This window comes from Enterococcus rivorum (genome assembly GCF_001742285.1).
Lineage (GTDB): Bacteria > Bacillota > Bacilli > Lactobacillales > Enterococcaceae > Enterococcus_L > Enterococcus_L rivorum.
This window is the reverse complement of the sequence record NZ_MIEK01000038.1, coordinates 1-26734: the sequence shown is the minus strand read 5'-3', so window position 1 is coordinate 26734 and position 26734 is coordinate 1. Positions and strand designations below refer to the sequence as shown.

Below are 26734 nucleotides of genomic sequence, written 5' to 3'. Positions count from 1 at the left end.
TATACCAAGAAAATCATTAAAGTATCAGACACCATTAGAGGTATTTTTGAGTTACGTAAATGATAAGCATTTGTCCAGCTTAATTTGACAAATCAAATTGTAAAAAAAATTGTGAATGAACATACATCGAAAGACAAACTAAAAAGACTATCAATTGATTGCCTTTTTCACTACTTTTAAGTTTTTGGGGTCTCAATCAAAAACTGACTACAAATTGATTCTATTTAGGGTTATGAAATTTTTTTCTTTCCAAATTTAAAAACCATATAATAAATTGAGGAAATAACTAGTCCAGCTAAAATATCATCAAAAAAATTACTTTTTGCCATCAGACTTGTCGTCATTCGAAACCCTAAGTAACATAAGGGAATAATCAGCCCAGATACATCTGATACATTCTTCGTTCCTAAATAATATTGTCGATAACCTAATCCACACATAATGGCTACTATTATTACTCCTAAAATCATAAATAAGTGTACACCTTTCTTCCTTTATTTCTTAGAAATAAAATAAGTCTAATTTTTAATTGAATACTTACTTCTATTTAATTATATCAAACTTTAAACGAATACAAGTTCTAAACTTTTCTAGCTAAAAGTCCTATTTTATCTTTTTCTCCACACTATAAAAAGACAAGAAATGCTTAATTTTCGCATTTCTTGTCTTTTTTTACCGCCAGTAGCTTGGCATTTGTTCTTCATATTTCGTTATTTCTGCTTCATGACTTAGACTAATATCAATATCATCTAAACCATTCACTAGTTTATGTTTCCAAGTACTATCAATTTCAAAACTGTAGGTTCCAGTTGATGCAATAACTTTTTGATTTGGTAAATCAATAGTAATTGCTTCTTCTGAATTTAAGCCTGCTAATTCATTTAGTTCTGCTTTTTTCAAAACGATTGGTAATAAGCCATTTTTAGTCGCATTCATATAAAAGATATCGCTAAAACTGCCAGCAATGACTGAACGGAAACCAAAGTCTGTTAGTGCCCAAGCAGCATGTTCTCGAGAAGAACCTGAACCAAAATTATCGCCTGAGATCAAAATGCTTGCTCCTTGGTACTTTGGTTTATTCAAGTTAAATTCTGAATTCAGGGTGCGATCTGGCATATAGCGCCATTCATCAAAAAGAAATTCTCCAAAACCTGTTTTTTCAATTCTTTTCAAAAATGATTTTGGAATGATTTGATCGGTATCAATATTATCATTCATTAATGGTACTGTTCTACCTGTATGCTGTGTAAATGCCTCCATTATGCCCCCAACTCCTCTCTAATATCAATAAATGTACCATTTAACGCTGCAGCTGCAGCCATAGCCGGGCTACACAGATGAGTTCTAGCCCCTTTTCCTTGGCGACCTTCAAAATTACGATTAGAGGTTGAGGCACAATGAACTCCTGCTGGTACTTGGTCTGGATTCATACCTAAACACATAGAACACCCTGGCTCACGCCATTCAAAGCCTGCTTCTATAAATATCTTATCCAGCCCAATTTTTTCAGCAGCTTTTCTAACTGGACGCGAACCTGGTACAACAATCGCAGTTACGCCCTCCTTAACTTTTTTCCCTTTAACAATACTAACAGCTTCCTCTAAATCTGAGATTCTTCCATTCGTACAAGAACCAATAAATACATAACCAACCTCTATGTCAGAAGGACGATCTCCTGGTTTTAAATCCATATATTTGTATGCCCGTTCATCGTTCATATCTTTAATCTCTGGGAACGTCCCTGTCACCGGTATCCCCATTTCTGGATTGGTTCCCCAAGTAACAAAAGGTACTAACTCATCCGCACTTAACTCTAGATTTGCTTCATAAATTGCATCTGGATCACTTGGTAATGTTTTCCAATCAGCAATGGCTGATTCAATATCTTTTGGTGCGTATTCACGACCACGAACATACTCAAATGTTTTTTCATCTGGAGCGATCATACCCATTTTAGCTCCACCTTCGATGGCCATGTTACAAATAGTCATTCTTTCTTCCATCGTTAAATTTTCAATGGTTTCTCCATAAAATTCTACTGCATGGCCTACGCCAAAGTCTACGCCATATTTAGCAATCAAAGCCAAAATGATATCTTTTGCATAAACACCTTTAGCCAATTTCCCAGTAATTTTGACCCCCATCGTTTTTGGTTTTCTCTGCCAAATACATTGGGTTGCAAAAACATGCTCTACTTCGCTCGTGCCAATTCCAAAAGCTATTGCACCGAATGCCCCATGTGTAGCCGTATGAGAATCACCACAAACAATTACTTTTCCCGGTTGAGTTAAACCAGTTTCAGGTCCAACCATATGAACGATTCCTTGGCGCTCACTCCCATTTTCACACAACGTTACTCCAAACTCTTCACAATTTTTTTCTAGAGCTTCAATTTGTTTTTTTGCAACTAAATCAGTTATGTTAAAAATATCTTTCGTCGGAACGTTGTGATCCATCGTTGCAAAAGTTCGATCTGGTCGTCTAACTTTTCGTCCCGCTTCCCGTAAGCCTTCAAAAGCTTGAGGTGATGTTACTTCATGAATTAGATGAAGATCCACATATATTAATTGTGGTTCACCTTCTTTTCCATAGACTACATGTTTTTCCCAAAGTTTATCAAACAATGTTTTTGCCATATTTTCTTCACGTCCATTTTTTTATTTTTTTGCTATTATTCTTTTACTTTTGTCCAATATACACGCCAAAATTGTAATATTTATAAACCACATCAATCCCTATAAAGCCAATCTCTGTTAACAAATTCAATTCGTCCATTAGTGGAACAGGGCGATCTTCGTCATAATGATTTACTAACCACCGGTTATTGATTTCTTCCAAACTAATTTGTTGTTTCATGAAATCAACCCATTTTTCTATATACGTTTTTTGTAAAATTGGATTAGAGGCTAAAAAAATATCAATGTTAATAAATACACCATCCTTATTAATGGCTTGATATAGTTTAGGATAAAATTCTCCTCTAGTTTTTAAATCTTCTAAATGATGCAACGCTAGTGAAGAAATTACAACATCATAACTTTCAATAAAATCAAGCGTTTCAAAGTCACTTTCAATACATATCGCATGGCCACCTAGTTTTTGATTCGCTAGTTTCAACATATTGTTACTGAGGTCTACACAAGTGATGGTTGCGTTTGGATATTTATTTTTGACTGCTTGAGCGACTGTTCCAGTTCCACAACCCAAGTCAATTACTGAAATAGGCTGTTCTTTTGAAAAAGGAATACTTCCTACTGCAGCTTCAATCATTTGGTTGTAGTTTGGAATCAGCTGTTGAATAATATCGTCAAACTCTTTCGCTTCTTTTTCAAAATGTTGATGGATCTGTTTTTCTCGTTTCACGACCCCTTCACCTGCTTTCATTGTGATTTCAAGGTCTCTAAAACAGCATCTGTAAAATCACTCGTACTAGCTGTGCCTCCTAAATCTTTGGTTAAAATCCCTTTATCCATCACACAATTACAGGCAAGTTCAATTTTTTTAGCTGCATCTTCTAAGCCAAAGGATTGTCTAAGCATCATCGCAACAGAGAGGATCATCGACATCGGATTTGCGATGTTCTGATTGGCAATATCTGGTGCTGATCCATGAATGGGTTCATAAAGTGATGGACCTTTTTCGCTATGACTAGCACTCGGCATCAACCCAAGTGAGCCAGGAATCACTGAGGCTTCATCACTAAGTATATCCCCAAATAAGTTTTCTGTTACGATGACATCAAACTCTTTTGGTTTTTGAATCATAACCATCGCTGCTGAATCCACCAATTGATGCTCTAATTGACAATCAGGAAATTCTTTTGCAACTTCTTCAGCTGTCTTACGCCATAATTTACTTGTAGAAAGAACATTCGCTTTATCTACAGAGGTTACTTTTTTCTTTCGTGTTCTTGCAATTTCAAATGCTTTCCGAATGATTCGCTGAATTTCTATTTTTGAATAGGAACATAGGTCTGAAGCTGCATTTTCTCCCAGTTCTTTTTCTCCAAAATAAATCCCACCAGTTAATTCACGAACCACTACAAAATCTACTCCGCGAACATTTTCTTCTTTCAAAGGTGACAAATGAACGACTGCATCAGGGACTGAAATTGGTCGAATATTTGCAAACAAACCTAAAGCTTTTCTCAAAGCCAGTAAACCTTGTTCTGGTCGTTTAGGAGCATTATCCCACTTTGGACCACCGATAGCTCCTAGTAAAATTGCATCTGCTTTTGCACAAGCTTCCAATGTTTTTTCTGGTAATGGATCTCCTTCATTATCAATCCCAGCACCACCAAAATGACACTTTTCAATTGCAAAATCTAGATTTTCCTTTACTATCATTTCATTTAAAATTTTTAGTCCACTATCCATAATTTCTGCGCCGATACCATCACCAGGCAACGCTACAATTTTTTTTTTCATCTTATTTCCTCACTTCTTTTTGAAATAGTTCACTAGCTTTTACATACGCTTTGGCAGAAGCTTGCAGGACATCAAAATCAATCCCAATTCCATTAAATTGTTTACCTGTTTTTGGTTCTTCAATCGTGACATGAACTTCTGCTTGCGCATCTTCTCCACCAGTAATAGCTTTAATATAATATTCTTTTAGTTCTGGTTGTTGATTTAATAGTTTGTCAATAGAATTGTAAATCGCTTGAATACTTCCCGAGCCAATTGCCGATTCTGTTTTACTTTCTTCCTCACCTGTTTTAATAGAGACAATCGCGCCTTGCGAACCATCAGAAACATATTGAAGTTGTACCCGTTCTAAACTGTATGCTCCTTCTGTTTCTTGTGATTGACCGACCATTAACGCAATTAAGTCTTCTTCTGTTACTTGTTTTTTCTTATCTGCTAGAGATTTAAACCGTTTGAAAGCATCTTTCAACTCTTCCTCTGCTAACTGGTAACCAAGAGAGTCCATTTTTGTTGCAAAAGCGTGTCTCCCAGAAAGTTTGCCTAAAGGCAATGAGTTTGTATTAACTCCTACAAGGGAAGGTGTAATAATTTCATAAGTATCTGGGTTTTTTAGAACACCATCTTGATGAATACCAGATTCATGAGCATAGGCATTAGCACCAATAATTGCTTTATTTCTTGGAATAGCAACACCTGAAAGACGACTGACCAAGTCGCTCATTCGCTTCGTTTCATTTAACACGATGTTACTTTCTGCCTGGTACAAATCCTTTCGAATGTAAAGCGCCAAAGCAACTTCTTCCAAAGCTGTGTTGCCTGCACGCTCTCCTATCCCATTAACTGTTCCCTCAACACGACCGGCACCATTTTCTACTGCAGCAAGAGCATTAGCCGTTGCCATTCCTAAATCATCGTGACAATGAGAAGAAAAAATAATTTCTTCTTTACTTTCGATATTTTCAATCAGATACTTAAAAATACCACCATATTCTGTAGGATTAGAATAGCCAACTGTATCCGGGACATTAATAATTGTTGCTCCCGCATCTATTGCTGTTTGAACGGCTTTTAATAGGAAGCTTCTTTCTGTTCTTGATGCATCTTCTGGTGAAAATTGAACTTTTTCAAATTTTGTCCTTGCATAACTAACATGTTTTTTTATGGAAGCAATCACTTCATCTGGTGTCATTTTCAACTTAAACTCCATGTGAACAGGACTTGTTGCAAGAAAAACATGTATTTGAGGATGAGCAGCTTCTTTTAATGCCTCGTACGCTCGATCAATATCTGCTGTTTGGCAACGGGCTAATCCCACAACTGTCATTCGTTTAACACTTCTTGCAATTTCTTGAACGGCTTCAAAATCACCAACCGAAGCTATTGGAAAACCAGCTTCAATAGCATCTATCCCCCATTTCTCTAATTGTCTAGCAATTTGTACCTTTTCTTTTGTATTAAAATTTACACCCGGTGTTTGTTCTCCATCTCGTAGAGTAGTATCAAAAAATTGAATCTTACGCATCGCTTATTGCCTCCTCCGTTTTTTATTGTTGCTTGTTTACTTACTTATTTTGAATTAAAAAAGCATCCCATGATTATGGGATGCTGTAAAATCCCGCTCATGCAATGCGAAAACAGGACTCTCAACGACTGAACGAAAAAATCAGTGTGATGAGCCCTTACGGTAATAATAAGAATGTAGTTGTAAAGTTTTGGTTTGTCATAGCAATCAACATCCTTTATTGTCAGAATTTTTAAACAATTCAAACTTATAAGGTTACAATACAGAAAATCACAGCTAAAGTCAACTGTTTTATTCCTTTTTTTTAATCTTATTGTCATTTAAAACAAGAATATTTTATTTTTTGTGATAGGTTAGCGCCATTTGTATGCAAAAAGAAAGTTCCTTCACTGGCAGTTGAGTCTTAGGATCTAGAACAATCGCTCGATTATTAGAGAAGTCAAAAATGTCAGGGAACATTCCTTTATAGTTTTCTATTAAAGTAGTCTGGCAGTGAAAAAATAAAGCCACCTTATCCTCACCAAATCGATCTATTCTAATAGGAGAAACACCATTTATCGCGTGACTCGGCTGATTCTACTTGAGCGATTCAGAGAGGACTTCGTTGGTAGATATTATTTAGCGTTTTCAAAAATAAGCACTCTCATTTTCAGCAATGGCTCGCTAACTTCTGTTGGATAGTTGTTAAAAATAGTTGCCACATCTTGGTTTTCAAATGGGTGCATTTTTTATTCCTTCCATATTTTAGTTACCCTATTTCTCTTTTTTTGCTTCATATTTCACTTTAGATGGAGCTAGCTATCAATTCATGCAACTATTGATGATTTTTCGATAGCTTAATCCACTAGCTATAGATAGAGCTAAATTGTGAAAAAGTGTTTTTTAGTCAAATTTATTCTTTTCTGACATTTCCCCTCCAAAAATAAACTTTTAAATAAGAAACAACGAGGATGGGACAAAACTAAAAATCAGTTTTGTTTCATCCTCTAAATTGGAATCAACGGTAGTCAAAAGTCTGGGTCTTCGAAAATTTTTCGCCCAAAACGACTGCTGTCTCACTCTCGTGTTTTAGTGCGAATCTCCTAGAGTTTTTATGTACACTTAGGATTCGTACCTTTTTTCAACACTAAGAGTGATAACTTTATTATGACGCTTTTGAAATCCTATACAATAGCTTTTCGCATTTACAATAGTTTAACTCAAGTGTTTTTTTGCCTTCACCATTCTAGATATTTTCTAGCGCTTGGTCTAAATCATTTAAGATATCATCAACATTTTCAATGCCAATCGACAGACGAATTAATTCTGGCGAAGTTCCTGATGCTTTCAATTCTTCCTCACTTAATTGAGAATGAGTTGTTGAAGCTGGATGAATAATCAACGATTTGGCATCTCCTACATTCGCTAATAACGAAAATAATTCTACATGGTTAATTAGTTCTTTCCCAGCTTCAGCTCCACCTTTAACCCCAAAAGTAAAAATTGAGCCTACCCCTTTTGGCAAATAGTATTTAGCTAGTTCATGATATTTATTATTTGGTAAACCTGGATAATTTACCCAGTCGACTTTGGGATGGTTTTGTAAATATTCTGCTACTTTTTGAGCATTTGCTACATGACGTTCTAGTCGTAAAGAAAGTGTTTCTAATCCTAGAATCAGTAAAAAGCTGTTAAAAGGAGAAATTGCGGCACCAGTATCTCTTAACAGAGAAACACGTAATCGAGTAATATAAGCTGCTGCGCCTACATCGTTTGTATACGATAACCCATGATAGCTTGGATCTGGATTTACTAATTTGGGAAATTTACCATTTGACCAATTAAATTTACCAGAATCAATAATCACACCACCCAGTGCAACACCATGACCACCAATAAATTTTGTTGCAGAATAAACAACAATATCGGCACCAAAATCAAAGGGACGATTTAAGTACGCTGTTGCAAAAGTATTGTCCACAATCAACGGAATATCATGCTTATGAGCAACACCGGCAATCGCTGCTAAATCAGCTACATTGGTGATAGGATTTCCGATTGTTTCAACAAAAATTGCTTTGGTTTTATCATTGATGGCTTCTTCAAAGGCAAGAATGTTATCGGGATCAACAAAAGTTGTGGTAATGCCAAATTCTGGTAACGTATGGGCAAAAAGATTGAAAGTACCACCATATAAAGTTGACGCCGAAACAATATTATCACCTGCACTGGCAATATTTTGAATTGCATACGTAATCGCTGCTGAACCAGAGGCTACTGCTACAGCGCCAACGCCACCTTCTAATTCATTTAAACGATCTTCTAAAACCGCAGTCGTTGGATTAGTGATTCGGGTATAAATATTTCCAGCTTTTGATAATGCAAATTTTTCAGCTGCATCTTTGGTATCATCAAATGTGTATGAAGTGGTTTGATAAATAGGAACGGCTCTTGAATTAGTCTCTTTATCTGGTGTATGTCCTCCGTGAATTTGAATCGTTTCAAATTGATAGTGTTTTTCTGTCATTATCCTTTTCCCACTTTCTATTATTTTTTGTTGTTACATTCTTTTTTTCACTGATTGTTTTAAAAAGACACATATCCGCTTCTTGCATAATGACCACTCCACTTCTGTAATTATTTTTAATAAATAAAAAAAGCCCTTTACGAGCATACAAAGTATATGCTCGTAAAGGGCGATTATCGCGGTACCACCTTTTTTTAGGAAAATCCATCTTAATCCAAATCTTAAGTCTTCTTGCAATTTGGCGCTTTAATAACGGTAGCTGCCGTAAAGGACACTTTTGTGCCATTTCCTCTCCAAGACCATCTTCCAAAATTAGCCATTACTTTCTTCCACCAAACGAAAGCTCTCTTACTTCTGAAGTTAAGTTTTTCAGCAAAATGTCTAATTATGTACTCTTCTTTTCATTGAGTTTGATTTATTAAAATCAATATTAGAACATTCTCATTTTTTTGTCAACTATTTTTTATCTTTTCATTAGAATTCCTTTCTCTACATGTTAGATGGTAACGTTCTCTAAATACAAATTCCAATTTAAAAAAAGCGCTTTATGATAAAATTTCTAATCAATTACAGAAGTATCACAGTTGACGAATCTGTTTAATGTTCTATAATTAGAAGTGATAATGAAAAAAGAAGGTGCAGAGATGAATCAAAGCGAAGTATTGGATCGCTTACGAGAAGAATTAAAGCTTCCATTTTTTAATGGAAAAATTGAGGAAAAAAACTATTCTGAAGAAGAGTATCAAAAGATTAAGGCAGATTTAGTTAATTATTTTGATGAGTATGTACGTAACGTAGAACACTAAACTTTATGCATCTAGCTGGAATGAATATTCATTCCAGTTTTTCTTTTATAACTAGCCCAACTTGATAGGAACTAATTTTTGCCTGCTCTATAAAAAACATTTCCCGAATTTCTCTCAGAAATAAAAAACAAATAATAACAGGTTCTATTTATAAAAAAATGTAGTGTCTTACTGTTAGTTACTAGTTATTTTTAATGAAATAAAAAAACCATCGGCTAAAATAGCCGATGGAAAAGGAGTATTTACTCAAAAGAGTAAAATGAAAAATAAAAAGGTTGTTGTTGTTATGAATATATAATACAACACTCCTTTTTATTTGTCCAATAAAAATAACATGAAAAAAATGAGATATTTCACTTTTTTCTCTATTTTTATCTCTTCAACAATAAATTACTCATTCTTGTAATTGCAAAAGATAAATCGTCCGTTGCTTTGTCTTGTTTTTCTTCTGAGGTATTAAAAAGATCAGCATCAATCCCTTTTTCAGGATCTAATGATAAAACCATTTCATTACATCCAGCTAAATACTCAATGTAAGAACGCTCAAATTTTTTGTGAATCCCCATCACTTGTGCCGGAGGACGTAACTTCGTTACTTTTTCAAGCATTAATTGGTATTCATGAGTTCCTTTTCTAAATATCTCTTGGATTTCAGCTAATCTCTCTGGCGAGACTTCACTTGTTTTATTTTTATCAATCGCTGTTCTAATTTCTTCATAATGTTCATGCATTTTTTCGCCGACTTCTTCAGTCTCTTTGACAATATCATTTATTGCTTGAACATAGTAGCCTAAATTTGGTTTCACTTCGTTTCCCTCTTTTCATTTATCTTGACAATTTCATTTTACACTTTTTGACTGCTTTCTGACAAGAAAAATTTATTTTGCTACTTTCAAAAAAACAGAGTCCAAAAAATGGCCTCTGCCTTCTTTATTGAATTTTCTATTTTAACTCGCTGCTGTTTTTTATAATTTTAGCAACCATGCCATATTCTTTTGCTTCATCTACCGTCATCCAGTAATTACGATCGGTATCTTTTGCTACTCGTTCGTAAGTTTGACCTGTGGCTTCAGCAATTAGGCGATTAATACGTTCACGCATCCGCACAATTTCTTTTGCTTCAATTTGGATTTCTGTCCCTTGACCTTGAACACCACCAGCTGGCTGATGAATCATATAACGCGTATTTGGCAAACTATATCTATTTTTAGGATCTGCCGCTAAATAGATAGTAATCCCTGCACTTGCAACCCATCCTGTTCCAATCACAATAACTTTTGGTTTTACAAATTGAATCATATCATGAATCGTATCGCCGGCTTCAACATGCCCCCCTTGGCTATTTATAAAAATCTTGATAGGTTCATCACTCATAGCCGCTAATAACAATAACTGAGAAGAAACTTCTCTGGCTAAATCTTGATTAATTTCACCATAAATTAAAATGGTCCGTTCTTCGAACAATTTTTTCATAAACATATTGGGTTGTGCTGATGTTTCCATTTCTTCATTCTCATCTAGGATATTCATCTTTTTTCCTCCTTATCCACTACAAGTATAATAATACCGTAATCCACAGGAACTAACAACTTTCATGAACAAAAAGTTTAACCTATCGGTCTTTTCACTGAAAAAATATAATGGGGCATTGCTATCCCTCGATAATTTTTTATGACTCTTTTTTTAATAGTCATTTGATTTCGAATTGCAACATTCATTGAAGGAACATTGGTATCTCGAACAATGGAAACCACTTCTTCTTTTCCTAAACTTTTAAATGCGTAATTTTTCACCGCAGCCGCTGCTTCAATTGCATATCCTTGATGCCAAAATTCTTTTCTTAAATGATAGCCTATTTCACAATAAGTCACTTGATCAATCACTTGATTTGTCAAGCCACATTCGCCAACAACTTCATTAGTTTCTTTGCTTATTATCGCCCACAAACCATAACCGTTTTTTTTGTATGAATCTAATGTCCATTCTAACCATGCTTTGACTTCTTCCTTTGAAAATCCATGTTCATAAGCATACATAACTTCAGGATCCTGAAGAAAAAGACTCAGGTTAGAAGAATCATTTTCACTCCACTCACATAAAATCAAACGGTTCGTTTGCAAAATTTCTTTCATTTTCTTCTCACTCCTTCTGAAAGTTAAAAAGGTGTAGAACAAAACCCCACGAGGAGTTTCATTCCACACACATAAAAATCAAATTAACGTGATCAAAGATGTTTTCGGTCTTAATCTACATTAAATTATTCTTTTCCTTTTCCTGCACTTCGTTGAATAAATTTAACAATTTCAACAATTGGGATAATCATGAAGGAAGTTCCTCCAACAATTGCCCATTGATAGCCATCTAAACTTGTCACGCTAAACAAGTCATTAAATCCAGGAACTAAAATCGTTGCTGCTAATAACAAGAACGAAACTAAGATAGCCCAGTTGAAAGATTTGTTTCTAAAGAATCCAACTTTGAAGATTGATTGGTAAATAGATTTAACGTTAAAGGCATGGAAGAGTTGAATTAATCCCAAAGTTGCAAAAGCCATTGTCAATGCATCGCCATGTTGTAGATCAACTAAAGCTTTGCTAGTTAATTCAGGCATGTTTGCTGCTGTATGGGCTGGAAATTCGATTGCCATTTTGTAAACAATTAATGTCAACGCACCTTGGGTAATCCCTTGATAAATAACACTACTTAAAACACCACCAGAGAAGAAGTTTGATTTCTTCCCACGAGGTTTATGACTCATTACATCACGTTCTGCCGGTTCCACCCCTAAAGCAATTGCTGGGAATGTGTCTGTTACTAAGTTAATCCATAATAAATGAACTGGTAGCAAGGTGTCCCAAGCCAACATTGTAGCAATAAACAACGTTAAAACTTCGCCAAGGTTTGCAGAAAGTAAATATTGAATCGTTTTTTGGATGTTTGAGAAGACTTTACGCCCTTCTTCTACAGCAACAATTATTGTTGAGAAATTGTCATCCGCTAAAACCATGTCAGAAGCACCTTTTGATACTTCCGTTCCAGTAATCCCCATTCCAATACCAATATCTGCTGCTTTTAATGCTGGTGCATCATTTACACCGTCACCAGTCATAGCAACAACTTTTCCTTCTTGCTGCCAAGCTTTAACGATACGTACTTTATGTTCTGGAGAAACACGAGCATAAACAGAATAGTTCCCTACTACTTTTGCAAAAGCTTCATCTGATAATTCATTTAGTTCTGCTCCAGTGATAACAGCATCGTCGTCGCCTTCTTTAATAATCCCTAGACGAGCGGCAATCGCTTCTGCAGTATCTCTATGATCTCCTGTAATCATGATTGGACGAATTCCCGCTTCTTTCGCAACTTTTACCGCTTCTGCTGCTTCTTTACGTTCTGGGTCAATCATTCCAACTAAGCCTGCAAAAATCAGGTCTTTCTCAACACTAGCTGAATCCATTTCAGCTGGAACTGCGTCTACAAGTTTATAAGCCATTCCTAGCACACGTAATGCTTGCTTCGCCATTTTCGTATTATTCGTTAAAATGTCTTTGCGACCTGCATCATCTAAAGAAACTGCTTCATTATTTAGTAGTTGTTGGTTACAACGTTTCAATAACTCATCTGGTGCACCTTTAACGGACACTAGATACTTTCCTGTTGTCAATTGGTGAACCGTTGTCATTAATTTACGATCTGAATCAAAAGGAATTTCAGCTACACGTGGCTCAGCCGCAACTTTTTCCGTTACGTTGAAAGCGTGGTCTAAACCAAATTGGACTAACGCTGTTTCAGTTGGATCACCAATCAAAGTGCCATCTTGTGCAATTTTTGTATCATTGGTAAAGTTCATAATTTTTAATGCCATATTGTCCAATGCTACTTCTGCAGTCGCTGGTGCCACAATATTATCTGTATACAAGGCTTCAACTGTCATTTGATTTAACGTTAGTGTTCCTGTTTTATCAGAACAAATAATATCGGTACTTCCAAGTGTTTCTACAGCTGGCAATTTGCGGACAATTGCATTTTTCTTCGCCATTTTTTGTGTACCTAAAGCTAAAATAATTGTTACAATGGCAGGTAATCCTTCTGGAATCGCTGCTACTGCAAGCGAGATAGAAGTTAATAACATGTCTAACCATGTTCTACCATTCATTAAACCTACAACAAACATCACTGCTGCAATTACTAAAATAGCAATTGTCAGCATTTTACCTAGTTGATTCAAGTTTTGTTTCAACGGTGTTTCTGTTTCTTGCTCATTTGCCAGCATACCAGCAATTTTCCCAACTTCGGTATTCATTCCAGTACCGACTACAACACCTAGACCACGTCCATAGGTTACGTTACTGTTAGAATACGCCATGTTTAAGCGATCACCAATCCCAATATCTTCTGGTGTTCCTTCTAAAGTCCCTAATTCTTTTTCAACTGGAACCGATTCACCAGTTAATGCGGCTTCTTCAATTTTCAAACTTGCAGCTTCAAGTAAACGTAAATCCGCTGGAACTACATCGCCTGCTTCTAACATAACGATATCCCCTGGAACAAGTTCATTACTTTTTACTGTAATTACATGACCATCACGACGAACATTCGCATTTGGCGATGACATTTCTTTCAACGCTTCAATTGCTTGTTCTGCTTTTGCTTCTTGAATCACACCAAAAATAGCATTTAAAACGACAACTAGTAAAATGATAATAGAGTCTACAACATCATGAGAAAAAACGGCTGAAATCACAGCGGCTGCAAGTAATACAATAATCATAAAGTCTTTAAATTGCTCTAAAAACTTCATAGCTAATGATTTTTTCTTCCCTGCATCTAATGCGTTTTCTCCATAGCTATCTAATCTTGTTTTTGCTTCCTGACTAGATAACCCCTCTTCACTAGACTCAAATTTTTTTAACACAGCTGCTTCATCTTGCGTATAGAACGCTTCAGATAATTGTACCTTTTTCTCTTCTGGCATTTTCTTCCTCCTCTTAAATTTACAGCTACCTCACGTCTATTTTACCTGAAAAACCATAATAAAGATAAAAAAATAGACCTGTGTATGCTAAATAGAACATACATAAGTCTCACCGTTTAAGACAACACCAGAAATTTCTTTCGGATTTGGTGATGTTGCCTCAGCTTTCGCCGTCAGTTACTCCCTCATGAAAAAATTATTTTGATGAATGATGATGCATCAAACATCTATAATAATTGCTGAATATAATTATAACTGTTCTTTTAGTGTTTTTCAATTGAAATTTCCCTTTTTCAGAAAAGTTTCTAAAACCCTAGCTGAAATGCCTCTCGTTATTTAATCCCCTTTAATAAAAAACTGAAACAAAAGGATGCTCTCTTTTGCTTCAGCCATAGTTATTACAAATTTTGTTTTGATTTTGTCCAAAAGTTTGCTTCCGTTCCTTGTTCTATTCCCATGATAAATTTTTCTCTGATATCTGGATATGTTCTAGAAAGCTGGCTGACTAGTTGCTTGACTTCTTCCCGCTTCGTTTTCTTATCTACTGGACAGGGGTTAAAAATTACCGGTAGTTCTTCTCTTTCAACAAAGCGAATAATCTCTTTTTCTTCCAGATAAAGCATTGGTCGAATCAAGGTAATCTCTGTTTTTGTTAAGTAGCTGATAGGTTCAAAACTAGCCATTTGTCCATGGAATAGAAAGTTCATAAAATACGTTTCAATAGCGTCATCAAGATGATGGCCTAAGGCGACTTTGTTACAGCCTAATTCTTTGGCCTTTTTATACAAGATACCTCTTCTTAGCTTGGCGCATAGCGAACAAGGTGAGCGTTCTTCTCGAATATCAAAGACCACTTTAGCAATATTTGTCGGCACGATTTCCAATGAATAACCCAACTCTTCCACAAATCGCTTCATCGGAGCAATATCTACATCAAAAGCCATATCCAACGTAATCGGTACGATGTCAAAATCATAGCCTAATCGTTTTTGTTTCCTAATCATATCTAAAAAATACAGTAGACTGGTGCTATCTTTTCCCCCACTCATACCGATCGCAACTTTATCTCCTGGTTGAATCATTTGATGGTTTAAAACAGCTCGACGAATTGGATTATAGTAAGTTTGATTGTCTTTTTTCTTAAAGCTCATTGGCGGCTTACTCCTTAAAGAAATTTGTCTTCAGACTATATTTTTCTCCTGCAACGATATCATATTGAATCATACGATATTCTTCGTACAATTCTTCTTGTTTTTTGTTTAGCTTCAAGTCTTTAGACCACTGATTGTCTTTATAATAAAATCCTTTTTCAAACGCTGGAACTTGCGTGCTTAATTCGGATAATAATTGATAAAAACCTGTTGTTTGTAGCCCACTTTTTTTAAATAGAGTAGGGGCAAAGTAGAAAGGACTTGTTATGTTATCATGCTTATTTTGACCCTCTAGCTTCCCTTGATTATCGAATATTAAAAATTCTGTTTCATGCATACTTACTTCTTCATTATCTTTCTTAATTTCATCTGAATAAATACCTGGTAAATGATCGCCCCAGAAAACGACCAAGGTTCGACGATTTACTTTTTTCAATACTTCTGTAAACTCTTTTAATGCTTTACTACTATAGAATACATCTTGCATGAAATTGTCGATTGAAGCTTTGTTCCCTTTACTTGTTGAAGAATAATCTAAATTCACATACTTACCAGAATAGGGCATATGAGTTTGCATGGTTACTAAATGTACAAACTGCGGGTTCGATTCATTTTCTAGTCGATCTAATACTTCTTGATAGGCTGATTTATCTGATATATAGGGATTGTATTCCGTTCTAGAGGTATATTTTATTGTCGTTTCATCAATAAAACGGTCAAACCCCAGCTTGTTATAAACATCTTTCCGCTTATACATACTTGTATTGTATGGATGAATCGCTGTGGCTTGGTAGTCTTGCTCTTTAAGTAATGACACAATCGATGGTATTTCTTTCATTTTTGGTACCAACATAGTGTAGGGTGTTGTCATTTGCGGATTGAATAATTCCATTGAAAAACTTGTTAAAGCTTCAAATTCTATATTTGCTGTGCCACCACCATAATTTTGAGAGAGCATTTTTCCACTATAGGTTTTGTCTGCAACATCATAATAATTAGCTAATGGATTTTTATCTGCTTTTACTCCATTTAAATTTTGTGGATTAGAAAAACTTTCACTCATGATAAAAATAATATTTGGCTTTTCACTAGTCACGGTTTGATTCCCTTGACTTTTTACTATGTACTTCTTTGTAATTTCTGCTATTTTCTCTTTTGAATAATTTTTAGGCTTCGCCATTGGATCTACTTTCAAATTGTAAAGAAAACCACCAATAAACCCATTATTATAATAATTCATTTGTTGACTATAAGGAATCCAACTCGCTGTCTTATCGAACTCTTTGCGAAATAAATTATTTGGACTGTTAAAGTTACTAATGTAACTTAATAAACCAACTGTAAGAATTAATCCTGTTACACGAATCATTTGGACTTTCTTTGGTAGAAAGAGACTTTTATAAATTCCCCAACAAAAAAAAGCAATTGCAACAACAGTAATAATCAAAATTAGGAAAAAAGGGACATCTCCAATCATTTCTCTCATTAAGCCTAATTCTGTGATCATTTTTAAGTCATCTGGATAAACAGGCTCTGCTCGGTAAAATAGTTTTTGATAATCTGCAAAACCCAAAACAACAATTGTAACTGCATACATTAAGCTTCCTGTCATAATAGAACCTGCTAAACAACATAGGAACAATAAGAAAACTAAAAGAATAAAACAGCCTAAAAAAAACTTTTCAGTATGCCATGAAAAGGCAAATTTCCAAACCAAATCAATTTCGTACCCATTTTGGGACCACTGTAAATATAAATTGCTTGCAATTGTCAAAACAATAATCCCCAAAGTGATTAATAGGTATTGTACTTTTTTATTCTGTAACCCTTGCTTCATTTTTTTAAATAAATTCACCATAAATCCCCTTTTCAAGCTTACATAGAATTGTACTCTATGTATTTTAGACTTACTGGTAAAAAAAGTAAAGTTCTCAAGAATCATTTGAGAACTTTACTCATACTTTTCAAATATATCTATTTTTTATGTTTTTTAAATATCTCTTCAATTAAAATCATGACCGCTCGTACTTCTTCATTTTTGACGATAGGTTCTGCTTTTTCTCGAACCACTTGATAAAAATTTTGGTAAAAGGAATTGGGTTCTACTGGTGCTAGCGGCAACGCTAACTTGTCTGTAGCCTCTTCAGAAGGTGGAGCCATTGTTTTTGTTAATCCTACTCCAGCTTGGATTGGCTTTGGTGCTTGGATATTTTTTTTGTCAGATTCTACAACCATTTCACCAATCAAATCCCAGTCATGAATGACCGCTGTGCCTTCTGTTCCTTTAATATACCAACGGGGCAATTTAATATAATTCGTTGTCCCTACTTCAATTAGAGCTTTTAAACCATTTTCAAAAGTAATATAGGAAATAAATCCGTCATCTACTTCATCTCCCAAAATAAAACTTAAATCAGCAGATACGTTTTTGATTGGGCTATCCACTAAGAAAAGTAATTGATCTAATAAATGAACGCCCCAATCTAGCAGCATCCCACCACCATGTGATTTCTCATGGCGCCAATCTCCTGGGATACCGTTAGCACCTTGCACTCTTGACTCAATTTGAAAGATGTCACCGATTTGACCTTTTTTATACAGCTCTTTTGCTATTAAAAAGTCTGGATCCCAGCGTCGATTTTGATGAACCATGAAGACATTTCCAGTCTCTTTTGCTACTACTAACACTTCATCTAATTCTGCAACTGTCATTGTAACTGGCTTTTCACACACAACATGTTTTCCTGCACACAACGCACGAATCGCTAACTCTTTATGAGAATCATTAGGCGTTGCAATAAGAACTGCTTCAATTGAATCATCGGTTAATACTTCTTCCAATGATTGATAGACTTTATAGCCCTGCTGCTTGGACACCTCTTGTCGTTCTTCGGAAATATCATAAGTGCCAACAACATTGATTTGTAGCTTTTCCTTAGCCATAATCGTTTGAACATGGTAAGAACCCATTCCTCCATACCCAATTACAGCAAAATTAATGGCTGGCATCATTTACGTCCACCACATTTCTGTTGGCTGATCTTTAATCATAATACTTTTCAAATTGACAATTGCTCGATTTAATCCCTCATCAACGGACATAATCGGATCTTCATGCTCAATACTAAGAACGTAATCATAGCCATAAATTCTTAAAGCACTGATAATATCCGACCACGTTTTCAAGTCATGACCACACCCGACAGAGCGGAAAGTCCACGCTCTTGTTTTGACTTTACTATAGGGTTGCATGTCTGTTAAACCATGCATATTAATATTGTCTTGATCCAGATAAGTATCCTTTGCATGGAAGTGATGGATAGCATTGGCTTCCCCTAAGATCTTGATTGCAGCAACTGGATCAATGCCTTGCCACCACAAATGACTAGGATCAAGATTACAACCAATAGCATCTCCTGTTGCTTCTCTTAGTTTAAGCATGGTATAGGGGGTATGACATAGAAAGCCACCATGAAGCTCAATCCCAATTTTTATTCCTGCATCTTCTGCAACAGTATTAATTCCTTGCCAATAAGGAATCAGTTTTTGTTCCCATTGATAATTATAGTTATCGTCGTATTCTGTTGGCCAAGGGAGTACTGGCCAGTTCACTTGAGTATCTGTCAGATTTCCTCCTGATATACCGGAAAAACCATTCACAACTGGAACATTCATTAATGAAGCTAATTTAATTGTTTTTCGTAACAATTCATCTGCCTCTTGTGCAGTTTCTTTTACTGGCGAAATGGGATTATTGTGACAGCTTAAAGCACTGATTGACAAGCCTTTATCTGCTAACTTCGCTAAGTATTCTTTTCTTTCCTCAGTGTTTGCTAATAATTTATCAATATCTAAGTGAGCATTACCTGGAGAGCCACCTGTGCCAATTTCAACGGCTTCTAAACCAGATTTTGCGACTTTATCAATCATTTCTTCAAAACTTAATTGATTAAATAAAGGGGTAAATACACCTAATTTCATTGTTGTCTTCCTCCTAATTCACTGATTGTTTCTAGTGGTTCATGATGACCATAGACTGGATAACTATTTTGAGTTGGTTTACACCAACGAATCCCATTTCTAATTACTTTTTGTACTCCTTCATTATAAAAAGAAGGATATGTTTCATGTCCAGGTTGAAAATAGAAGATTTTCCCGTTCCCTCTTCGATACGTACAGCCACTTCTAAAAACTTCTCCTCCTGGATACCAGCTAATAAATATGAGTTCATCTGGTGCTGGAATATCAAAATGTTCTCCATACATTTCTTCTTTTTCCAGCTCAATGTACTCTCCAATTCCTTCAACAATTGGATGACTAGGGTTAACATTCCAAATACGGCAATTCTCTTCTGCTTCTCGCCATTTTAAATCGCAGGAAGTTCCCATCAATTTCATGAAAATTTTTGACATGTGAGCTGAATGTAAAACGACTAAGCCCATTCCTTCTAATACTCTTTGGTGTACACGCTTAACAATGTCATCTGTTACTTCTTGATGGGCAATATGTCCCCACCAAACCAATACATCCGTGTTTTCAAGAACTTCTAGTGTTAAACCATGCTCTATTTCATCTAAGGTTGCCGTCTGAACAGTAAAATTATCTTCTTCTAGAAAAGTAGCAATTTGTTGATGAATCCCTTCTGGATAAACCTCTTTGGCTTTTGAATCTATTTTCTCATGTCTAAACTCATTCCATACAGTCACATGAATCATCACTTTTCCTCATTCCGTTTTTAATTAAAAGAAAACTGGTTGCCCTGTTTCCGAAGACTTGTAAATTGCTTCTAAAATTTCCGTTACCACCATCGCTTGTTCTGGTTTTACCACTGGTTCAGTATCGTTTAGAATAGCGTCAATCCAAGATTGGGCTTCTAACACTTCTGGTTTGTCTCCAGCACCATCGTAAAAATCTACTCCACCTGTCTCTAATTCAATTTTCTTCTCAAAAAGTAGGCTATGATCTTCTCCGTTGATTCGCAAGCCGTCGTTCATATCTGCACCACCCTTGGTTCCACACAAACTAGTTTTTGCTTCCTTCACATCTAGGCTATTTAATGCCCAGCTAGACTCTAAGAAAATCGTTGCACCATTCTCCATCATAATAAAACCAAAAGCTGAATCTTCTACAGTAAATTTTTCTGGATCCCATGATCCCCAAGCATTTGCCGCATCTTTTGTCTCTGCTAATTTATGATAGGCTTTCCCAACCGCGTATTTAGGTTTATAATTATTCATCATCCATAGCGTTAAATCTAACGCATGAGTCCCAATATCGATTAATGGACCGCCTCCCTGAGCTTCTTCATCTAAAAAGACCCCCCAAGTTGGCACTGCACGACGGCGGATGGCATGAGCCTTTCCAAAATAGATTTCTCCTAATTGACCTTCTTCACAAATTTGATGTAGATAATTAGAATCTGTTCTAAAACGATTTTGGTAGCCAATGGTCAGTTTCTTTCCTGTTTTTTCTGACGCTTCAATCATTTGTTTCGCTTCTGCTGATGTTTTTGCCATTGGTTTTTCACACATTACATGACAGTCAGCTTCCATCGCTGCAATGGATAATTCCGCATGAGAATTGTTCGGTGTACAAACATGAACCACATCTAAATCTTGATTTTTTAACATTTCCTTATAATCCGTATAGATTCCTGCTGTTTCTGAACCAAATTTTTCTTTTGCCTCTTCTGCTCGTTCAATGAGTAAATCACAAAAAGCAACTAACTCTACTTCTTTTACCTCAACAAGTGCTGGGAGATGTTTCCCTTTTGCAATCCCGCCACAACCAATAATTCCTACTTTTAATGTCATTAAAAAATCCTCCTATAGGTCTGTCCTTCTAAAAGTAAATCGTTTTCATTTCTTTATGACTTAACTATACAAAAAATAGCTATTTCTTTCTTCCCTCTTTCCAAACAAAAAATTCCCGGATATTGCCTTTTTATTTAAAAAAACACTCTTTCTTTCCATTGTATTCTATTAGCAATTATGCTATAAAATGAGAGAGTATTCTTTCTAAGAATAAATAAACGAAACGAAGGAGCTTATATGAATAAACTGACTCCTCAAGCAATTGAGCACTTTTTTAGAAAAAATCAATATTTAATTATTGTTATCATGTATGGTATTGCCGTTTTAGCACTTTATCCTTTTTTTGGGAAGGGATTTATTTTTAATCAAGATGATTTTCTTTTTCATTCTGCCAGGCTAGATAGCTATTATAAAGCTGTAACCCAAGGTGATTTATTTCCTAAACTATTTCCTGAAATGGCGAACGGTTATGGATATTTAGCGGATCTTTTTTATCCTTCTATTCTATTGCTTCCCTATGCTCTATTTAGAATCGTTGGATTAAGCCACGTGACCGCTTATTTCTTTTTTCTAATTTTAATTAACTGTCTTACTTTTCTTTTTAGTTATTTCTTTTATCGCGCCTTTTCAAAGCAGATCGTTCCTTCAATTATTTTTGCCTCTATTTATACCACCGCTACATATAGGTTGATAGATTTATTTATTCGAGGAGCACTTGGAGAGACCTTAGCATTTTGTTTCTTGCCGTTAGTCATTTGGGGCGTTTATGAAGTTTTTTTTAATAATCAGAAGAAGTGGTATTTATTAGCTTTCGGGATGACACTCCTTTTGCTTAGCCACATGATTTCAGCTTTTATGGTTTTTTGGTTTGTTCTAGGTCTCTTAATTTATTGTTTGATTACACGACAATTTTCAAAAGAACGCTTCGTTTCACTTGCGAAAGCAACCTGTTTCACTTGCCTTTTAAGTGCCTGGGCTATTCTACCTATTCTAGAACAAAGTTTTCATCTATCATTTAATTTTTCTAAGAAAGTTATTTGGGCGATTGGTCTTGAATACAGTATGAGTGATTTTTTCTTAAATTCACTTGGCTCAAACGCTGGTGTTTGGTCTAACCTAAAGCCTAATATAGGGATTTTCTTGCTGATTGTCTTGCTTGTTTCAATCGTTAAGTATCCAATTTTGCCAAAAAAAATGCAGTTCATTACGATTATTGCCGTGATAGATTCAATTTTAAGTACGAATTTATTCCCTTGGTTTCCTTTTAAAGATAGTTTTTTTGGCTACATGCAATTTCCTTGGCGAATTTTGCTATTCGTTACGTTTTTCTGCTCTATTTTAGGAACTTATTGGCTAACAAGTCGAAGTAAGCTAGATTTAAAAGCAATTGTGTTAATCTTTGCTTTGATTATCGGTTTAACTCTTAGTTTCAATTTTAATGCCTTATACAATTTCGAAAAAAACAATGTGACGAAGGTGACAGATGAAAATTTCACTGAGTTTCAGAAGAAAGCTATTGGTGGAGGGCGAGAATATCTAATCAAGAATACAGATTACAATGTTTATGCAGAGGAAAAAAATAGAGCCCCTTTACTGATTGACTCTCGTGGAACGACTAAAATTCAAACATTTACCGAGAATGATACAAATCTAACCTTCAGAACTACTAATCCTGAAGAAGGAACCCTTCTTTTCCCTAGACTAATGTATTATGGGTATCAAGCGACAGTTAATGGAAAGCTTGTTCCTGTAAAAGCAAATAAAGGCTTAGCTAGTATTAAGATTGAGCCTGGATTGAATGAAGTTACGTTAAAATATAAAAAAACTCCTTTGCAAGTCGGAACGTTCTGGTTGTCATTTATCACATTACTACTAACAATTGTCTGGCTTTATCTTAAGAAAAAGAGAAAGCTTACTTCTAATCAACAAACGGGACTGTGACATTAGTATGCCCCAAACCACTAAAACCGAATAAACGGTGTTCCAGAAGCAACTCTCTCGGAAATAAGCCGAATAATCTCAAAAATATGAAAAGCTATTTTCGGATTATTCGGTTTATTTCTCGGAGCTAACCACTTCTGTCACAACCTCGTTTTTCTCTCAGTTAAAAGTTCTTCTTTAATATAAATAATTCCCCCGCACACTTTCTTCACCTCAAAAATTATCTAAGAAATATATTTCTTTATTCCATTCTGCTTCTCATCCTAACACTTGGAGTGCACTTCAAGTCAATAAAAAAGTTAAGATAAAACTATTGTCGTTTTATCTTAACTTTTTCTGAATAATTTTTCTTTTGAAATCACTTTGAAGTTAGCCTTTTTTCTCCTAATGATTCCTTGAGTTCCTTTTAGTAAATGGATTTATTGGCTTTTTTTACGTTTCAACAAGTAACTAGCTCCTAAAAGTAGAAGAAGTCCTCCGCCTATTGTTAACCAAAGAGATTGTTTTTCACCTGTCCGAGGCAATCTATTTCCTGTTCTATTATTATAGGTATTTGGTAATTTTTTAGTATCATCTGAATTAGATGGTTTTGTATCGTCATTTTTAGTGTAGACATAGGTTATTTCTTGCGTTGCTTCTGTATACTTACCTGTTACTTGACCTTTAAGCTCTTTAAAGGTATAACCAGCGATTGCTTTTTGGTCTGCTTGGTAATCAGTTCCTACAGTTCCTGTTAAAGTGACATCTTTGGCTAATTCTTTGCCTGATTCATCAACATAGTGAACGATTACTTTGCCTTCTTTGACAATATCTTTTGTGTAGACATAAGTTACTTCTTGGACTGTTTCTTCGTATTTGCCTGTTGCTTGACCTTTAAACTCTTTAAAGGTATAACCAGCAATTGCTTTTTGGTCTGCTTTATAATCAGTTCCTACGGTTCCTGTTAAAGTGACATCTTTGGCTAATTCTTTGCCTGATTCATCAACATAGTGAACGATTACTTTGCCTTCTTTAGGAACATCTTTTGTATAAACATAGGTTACTTCTTGCGCTGTGTCTGTGAATGTTCCAGTCGCAGCTCCCTGAACTTCTTTAAAAGTATAACCAGCGATTACTTTTTGAGAGGAGGTATACGTATCGCCAACATTTCCACTTAAAACAACGTCATCTGCAATTGTTTTACCTGCTTCATCAAGATAATGAACCGTTACATCAGCAGCCTGAACAGCCCAAACAGCATATAAGGTTATATTTGATGCAAGGATATTTAAGCTTGTACCTGCAGAATAATTGACATCAGGTTGCGTTGCAGCTGCATCTGTTGACCACCCCAAAAATGTACTATTTTCTTTATGAGCTTTAAGATTGTCAACACCACTTGGAACAATTTCTTGCGCTCCATCATAACTTACTTGATAGTAAGCAGTCGGTTCTGTTCCTTCATAATAAACGGTTCCATCATATGCAGAAAGTTCATTCATTGAAAAAGTTCCACCGTTGCTATCATATTTAATCCAAAAGATTTCCGTTGCACCAATATCTGTCAAGTCTGCTGATCTTGAATATCCTCTTTGGTCAACCGTATAATTTGAAATCGTTCCTTTTTGATTGGCTGCTTTTTCTGGGGCAATTGGTAAGGTTGGAATGATCGTATTATCCGAAGTTGCTCCAGCAGAAATCCCACTAGAGTTAGGAATTAGACTCACTGGGTACACTCCGAAAACATCTGCGACAGTAACAGTTGATGCTTTTCCATTATCAAAACCGATATTACCACCTAAATCACCAGAACCAGCAACTGAGCTATCAGCAATATTGTTATAACCTGCTCCGTTTGAACGGTTCCCTACAAACAGATTATTTTGATATCTTCCTGCAGATAAGTTTGTTAAATAGCCTGAACTTCCAATTGCCCCTCCACGATAGGTCGCTTCATTGTCGTAAAACGTATTATTTACGTAGTCTATCAACGCTTTGTTCCCTTGGGTAGGACTGCCATTTGCATAAATTTGAATTGCTCCACCACTATTTGCAGAGGCATCTGCTCCTTGAGCTAGATTTTGATAAAAAGTGTTATTATAAAGTGTTACTCCGCTAGAGATGTTACTATTCGTCTGAATTAGTATAGCACCTCCATCATCACCAGCAATATTTTTATAAAAGGTGGAACCATTAATATCAATCTGAACCCCTTGAACAATATTGAAAAAGGTAATTGCACCACCATCTGCCAATTTAGCAGCACTGCCTGTAGCATTTTCAACAGCCTTGTTGCCTTCAAAGTAGCAGTTTTCTATCAAAAATTTTGCATTTGCACTTGGATTGTAGAAAAACATTGCGCCGCCCTCACCGCCAACGACAGATCCTAATGCTTTATTTTCATTATTTATAAATTTACTGTTTTTGACTGTTAATTGACCATTAAATCCTTTTCCTGCAATCGCTCCACCAGAGTATCCAGTTGCAGAATTGATATTATTAGAAAAAGTAGAGTTAACAATCTCAGTTTGATTGCCGCCAACATGTAACGCCGAACCATCTCCACCTGTGGCAAAGGAGTCAAAAACTACATTGTCGAAAATTGCTTTTCCTGTTTGAGTAGTCGTTGCACCTGAACCGCCATTTGCTCCGCTAAGTGTTATATTTGTTAACCGGATCGAACCCGTGCCATTTCCAGCAATCGTAAGCAAACGAATATTGTTAGAAGTCGTCAACGTTTTTCCATTTCCGTCAATTGTTACATTAACGTTAGGAACAGTGAGTGTCATAGTTGCAGTGATATTGGTTGTAAAATTATCTCCTAAAGTAATTGTATCTCCTTCAGAAGCTCCGCTAAGTGCGGTTTGTAAGTCAGCAACCGTGTCAATCGTTGTAGATGCCGCCTGAATAGCCATTTGTTGAGCTGCTGGCTGAATGTTTTCTTTGTTCGTCTCAGTAGTTCCATTAGGCTCTGCTTCTTTATTTATTGTGTCTGTTGTAGCTGTTTCACTAGACTCAATTTCGCTTGTTTTCGTTGTATCAACAGTGTCAGAAATTGTGTTAGTAGTCTCTTCCATAGAACTACCTGTTTTTGCCATTTCGCTTTCACTGATTGTGTCAGCAAAAACTATGTTAAACGGTAACAGTAAGTTACATACAACCAATCCGATAGATATTGTTTTCAATTTCCCCTTCATATTCCCTCATCCTTTTTATGTAAAAATAATATCTATATAAAAAAAAGAAAGTTCATATAAAAAAAACAATTATTTTCTAACCTTCTTTTTATCTTAACACCATGATACACCAATTCAAGAACGAAATAAATGCCTTTTTCCTTTTTTAGATATCTTTTATTTGCATATAAAGTGAATATAAAAAGACAAAAAAGAGCTATTCAGCAGAAAAAGACAGGATAATCCATTAAATTCTACAAAATATTAGAAAAATCCAATTTTCACTATATTAATAACAAAAATAACTATTAATCAACTCCCCAGAACTGTATTTTTATTTAACGCCGATAGTAAAATTAAGCTAGACAACTAAAAAAGTCATTTGTGCTACACTCAAAATAGTTCTGACGAAAGAATTATAAGGAGTGAAGACAAATG

At 35.5% G+C, this 26734-nt stretch carries 20 protein-coding genes and 1 other annotated feature; of the genes, 2 read left to right on the top strand and 18 right to left on the bottom strand.

Annotated features, from left to right (window positions below):
• Positions 1–230 precede the first annotated feature (230 nt).
• The 7 genes from BCR26_RS12630 to BCR26_RS12600 form a co-directional block, all read right to left on the bottom strand.
• Complete coding sequence (locus BCR26_RS12630) at positions 231–470, bottom strand: hypothetical protein (RefSeq protein ID WP_069699356.1); 240 nt, start codon at positions 468–470, stop codon at positions 231–233.
• A 202-nt stretch (positions 471–672) separates the two neighbouring features.
• On the bottom strand, positions 673–1260 hold the full coding sequence (leuD, locus tag BCR26_RS12625; RefSeq protein ID WP_069699355.1) for a 3-isopropylmalate dehydratase small subunit: 588 nt from the start codon (positions 1258–1260) through the stop codon (positions 673–675).
• Positions 1260–2636 (bottom strand): 3-isopropylmalate dehydratase large subunit, encoded by a 1377-nt coding sequence (gene leuC / locus BCR26_RS12620; protein WP_069699354.1) that lies wholly within the window; start codon positions 2634–2636, stop codon positions 1260–1262. Before leuC ends, leuD begins: the two co-directional genes overlap by 1 nt.
• Before the next feature lie 43 nt (positions 2637–2679).
• The gene (locus BCR26_RS12615; protein WP_069699353.1) at positions 2680–3384 is read right to left on the bottom strand and encodes a class I SAM-dependent methyltransferase; all 705 of its coding nucleotides are present in this window, start codon (positions 3382–3384) and stop codon (positions 2680–2682) included.
• Complete coding sequence (gene leuB / locus BCR26_RS12610; RefSeq protein WP_069699352.1) at positions 3381–4427, bottom strand: 3-isopropylmalate dehydrogenase; 1047 nt, start codon at positions 4425–4427, stop codon at positions 3381–3383. The genes BCR26_RS12615 and leuB overlap by 4 nt, the downstream gene beginning before the upstream one ends.
• Position 4428: 1 nt before the next feature.
• The gene (locus tag BCR26_RS12605) at positions 4429–5949 is read right to left on the bottom strand and encodes a 2-isopropylmalate synthase (RefSeq protein WP_069699351.1); all 1521 of its coding nucleotides are present in this window, start codon (positions 5947–5949) and stop codon (positions 4429–4431) included.
• Between the two features lie 1225 nt (positions 5950–7174).
• Complete coding sequence (locus BCR26_RS12600) at positions 7175–8455, bottom strand: O-acetylhomoserine aminocarboxypropyltransferase/cysteine synthase family protein (RefSeq protein ID WP_069699350.1); 1281 nt, start codon at positions 8453–8455, stop codon at positions 7175–7177.
• 162 nt (positions 8456–8617) lie between these two features.
• Positions 8618–8869, bottom strand: a binding site (T-box leader).
• Positions 8870–9099: 230 nt separating this feature from the next.
• On the opposite strand from BCR26_RS12600, the gene BCR26_RS18560 reads away from it, so the two are divergent.
• A complete protein-coding gene (locus BCR26_RS18560; protein WP_169818889.1) occupies positions 9100–9261 on the top strand; it encodes a hypothetical protein in 162 nt (53 codons plus the stop codon).
• A 371-nt stretch (positions 9262–9632) separates the two neighbouring features.
• Here BCR26_RS18560 and BCR26_RS12585 read toward each other — a convergent pair whose 3' ends face one another.
• From BCR26_RS12585 to BCR26_RS12540, 10 genes are all read right to left on the bottom strand, one after another.
• Positions 9633–10067 carry a hypothetical protein gene (locus BCR26_RS12585; protein ID WP_069699347.1) on the bottom strand — a complete coding sequence of 145 codons (435 nt, stop codon included), beginning with the start codon at positions 10065–10067 and terminating at the stop codon, positions 9633–9635.
• A 136-nt stretch (positions 10068–10203) separates the two neighbouring features.
• Positions 10204–10791, bottom strand: a complete 588-nt coding sequence (locus tag BCR26_RS12580) for an ATP-dependent Clp protease proteolytic subunit (protein ID WP_069699346.1) — start codon at positions 10789–10791, stop codon at positions 10204–10206.
• A gap of 77 nt (positions 10792–10868) precedes the next feature.
• Positions 10869–11393 (bottom strand): GNAT family N-acetyltransferase, encoded by a 525-nt coding sequence (locus tag BCR26_RS12575; RefSeq protein ID WP_069699345.1) that lies wholly within the window; start codon positions 11391–11393, stop codon positions 10869–10871.
• A gap of 125 nt (positions 11394–11518) precedes the next feature.
• On the bottom strand, positions 11519–14236 hold the full coding sequence (locus tag BCR26_RS12570) for a cation-translocating P-type ATPase (protein WP_069699344.1): 2718 nt from the start codon (positions 14234–14236) through the stop codon (positions 11519–11521).
• A 398-nt stretch (positions 14237–14634) separates the two neighbouring features.
• The gene (locus tag BCR26_RS12565) at positions 14635–15387 is read right to left on the bottom strand and encodes a tRNA 2-thiocytidine biosynthesis TtcA family protein (protein ID WP_069699343.1); all 753 of its coding nucleotides are present in this window, start codon (positions 15385–15387) and stop codon (positions 14635–14637) included.
• 7 nt (positions 15388–15394) lie between these two features.
• Positions 15395–17245: an LTA synthase family protein gene (locus BCR26_RS12560; RefSeq protein WP_084387131.1), complete on the bottom strand. Its 1851-nt coding sequence runs from the start codon at positions 17243–17245 to the stop codon at positions 15395–15397.
• Positions 17246–17361: 116 nt separating this feature from the next.
• Complete coding sequence (locus BCR26_RS12555) at positions 17362–18396, bottom strand: Gfo/Idh/MocA family protein (RefSeq protein ID WP_069699358.1); 1035 nt, start codon at positions 18394–18396, stop codon at positions 17362–17364.
• A 3-nt stretch (positions 18397–18399) separates the two neighbouring features.
• The gene (locus BCR26_RS12550; protein ID WP_069699342.1) at positions 18400–19368 is read right to left on the bottom strand and encodes a sugar phosphate isomerase/epimerase family protein; all 969 of its coding nucleotides are present in this window, start codon (positions 19366–19368) and stop codon (positions 18400–18402) included.
• Positions 19365–20102: a ThuA domain-containing protein gene (locus BCR26_RS12545; RefSeq protein ID WP_069699341.1), complete on the bottom strand. Its 738-nt coding sequence runs from the start codon at positions 20100–20102 to the stop codon at positions 19365–19367. Before BCR26_RS12545 ends, BCR26_RS12550 begins: the two co-directional genes overlap by 4 nt.
• Positions 20103–20126: 24 nt before the next feature.
• A complete protein-coding gene (locus tag BCR26_RS12540; protein WP_069699340.1) occupies positions 20127–21200 on the bottom strand; it encodes a Gfo/Idh/MocA family protein in 1074 nt (357 codons plus the stop codon).
• Between the two features lie 237 nt (positions 21201–21437).
• Here BCR26_RS12540 and BCR26_RS12535 point away from each other — a divergent pair, with 237 nt between their 5' ends.
• Entirely contained in the window at positions 21438–23141 is a 1704-nt protein-coding gene (locus BCR26_RS12535; RefSeq protein WP_084387130.1) for a YfhO family protein, read from the top strand.
• A gap of 419 nt (positions 23142–23560) precedes the next feature.
• Here BCR26_RS12535 and BCR26_RS12530 read toward each other — a convergent pair whose 3' ends face one another.
• Positions 23561–26317, bottom strand: coding sequence for a MucBP domain-containing protein (locus tag BCR26_RS12530; protein ID WP_069699339.1), 2757 nt, complete (start codon positions 26315–26317; stop codon positions 23561–23563).
• Positions 26318–26734 lie beyond the last annotated feature (417 nt).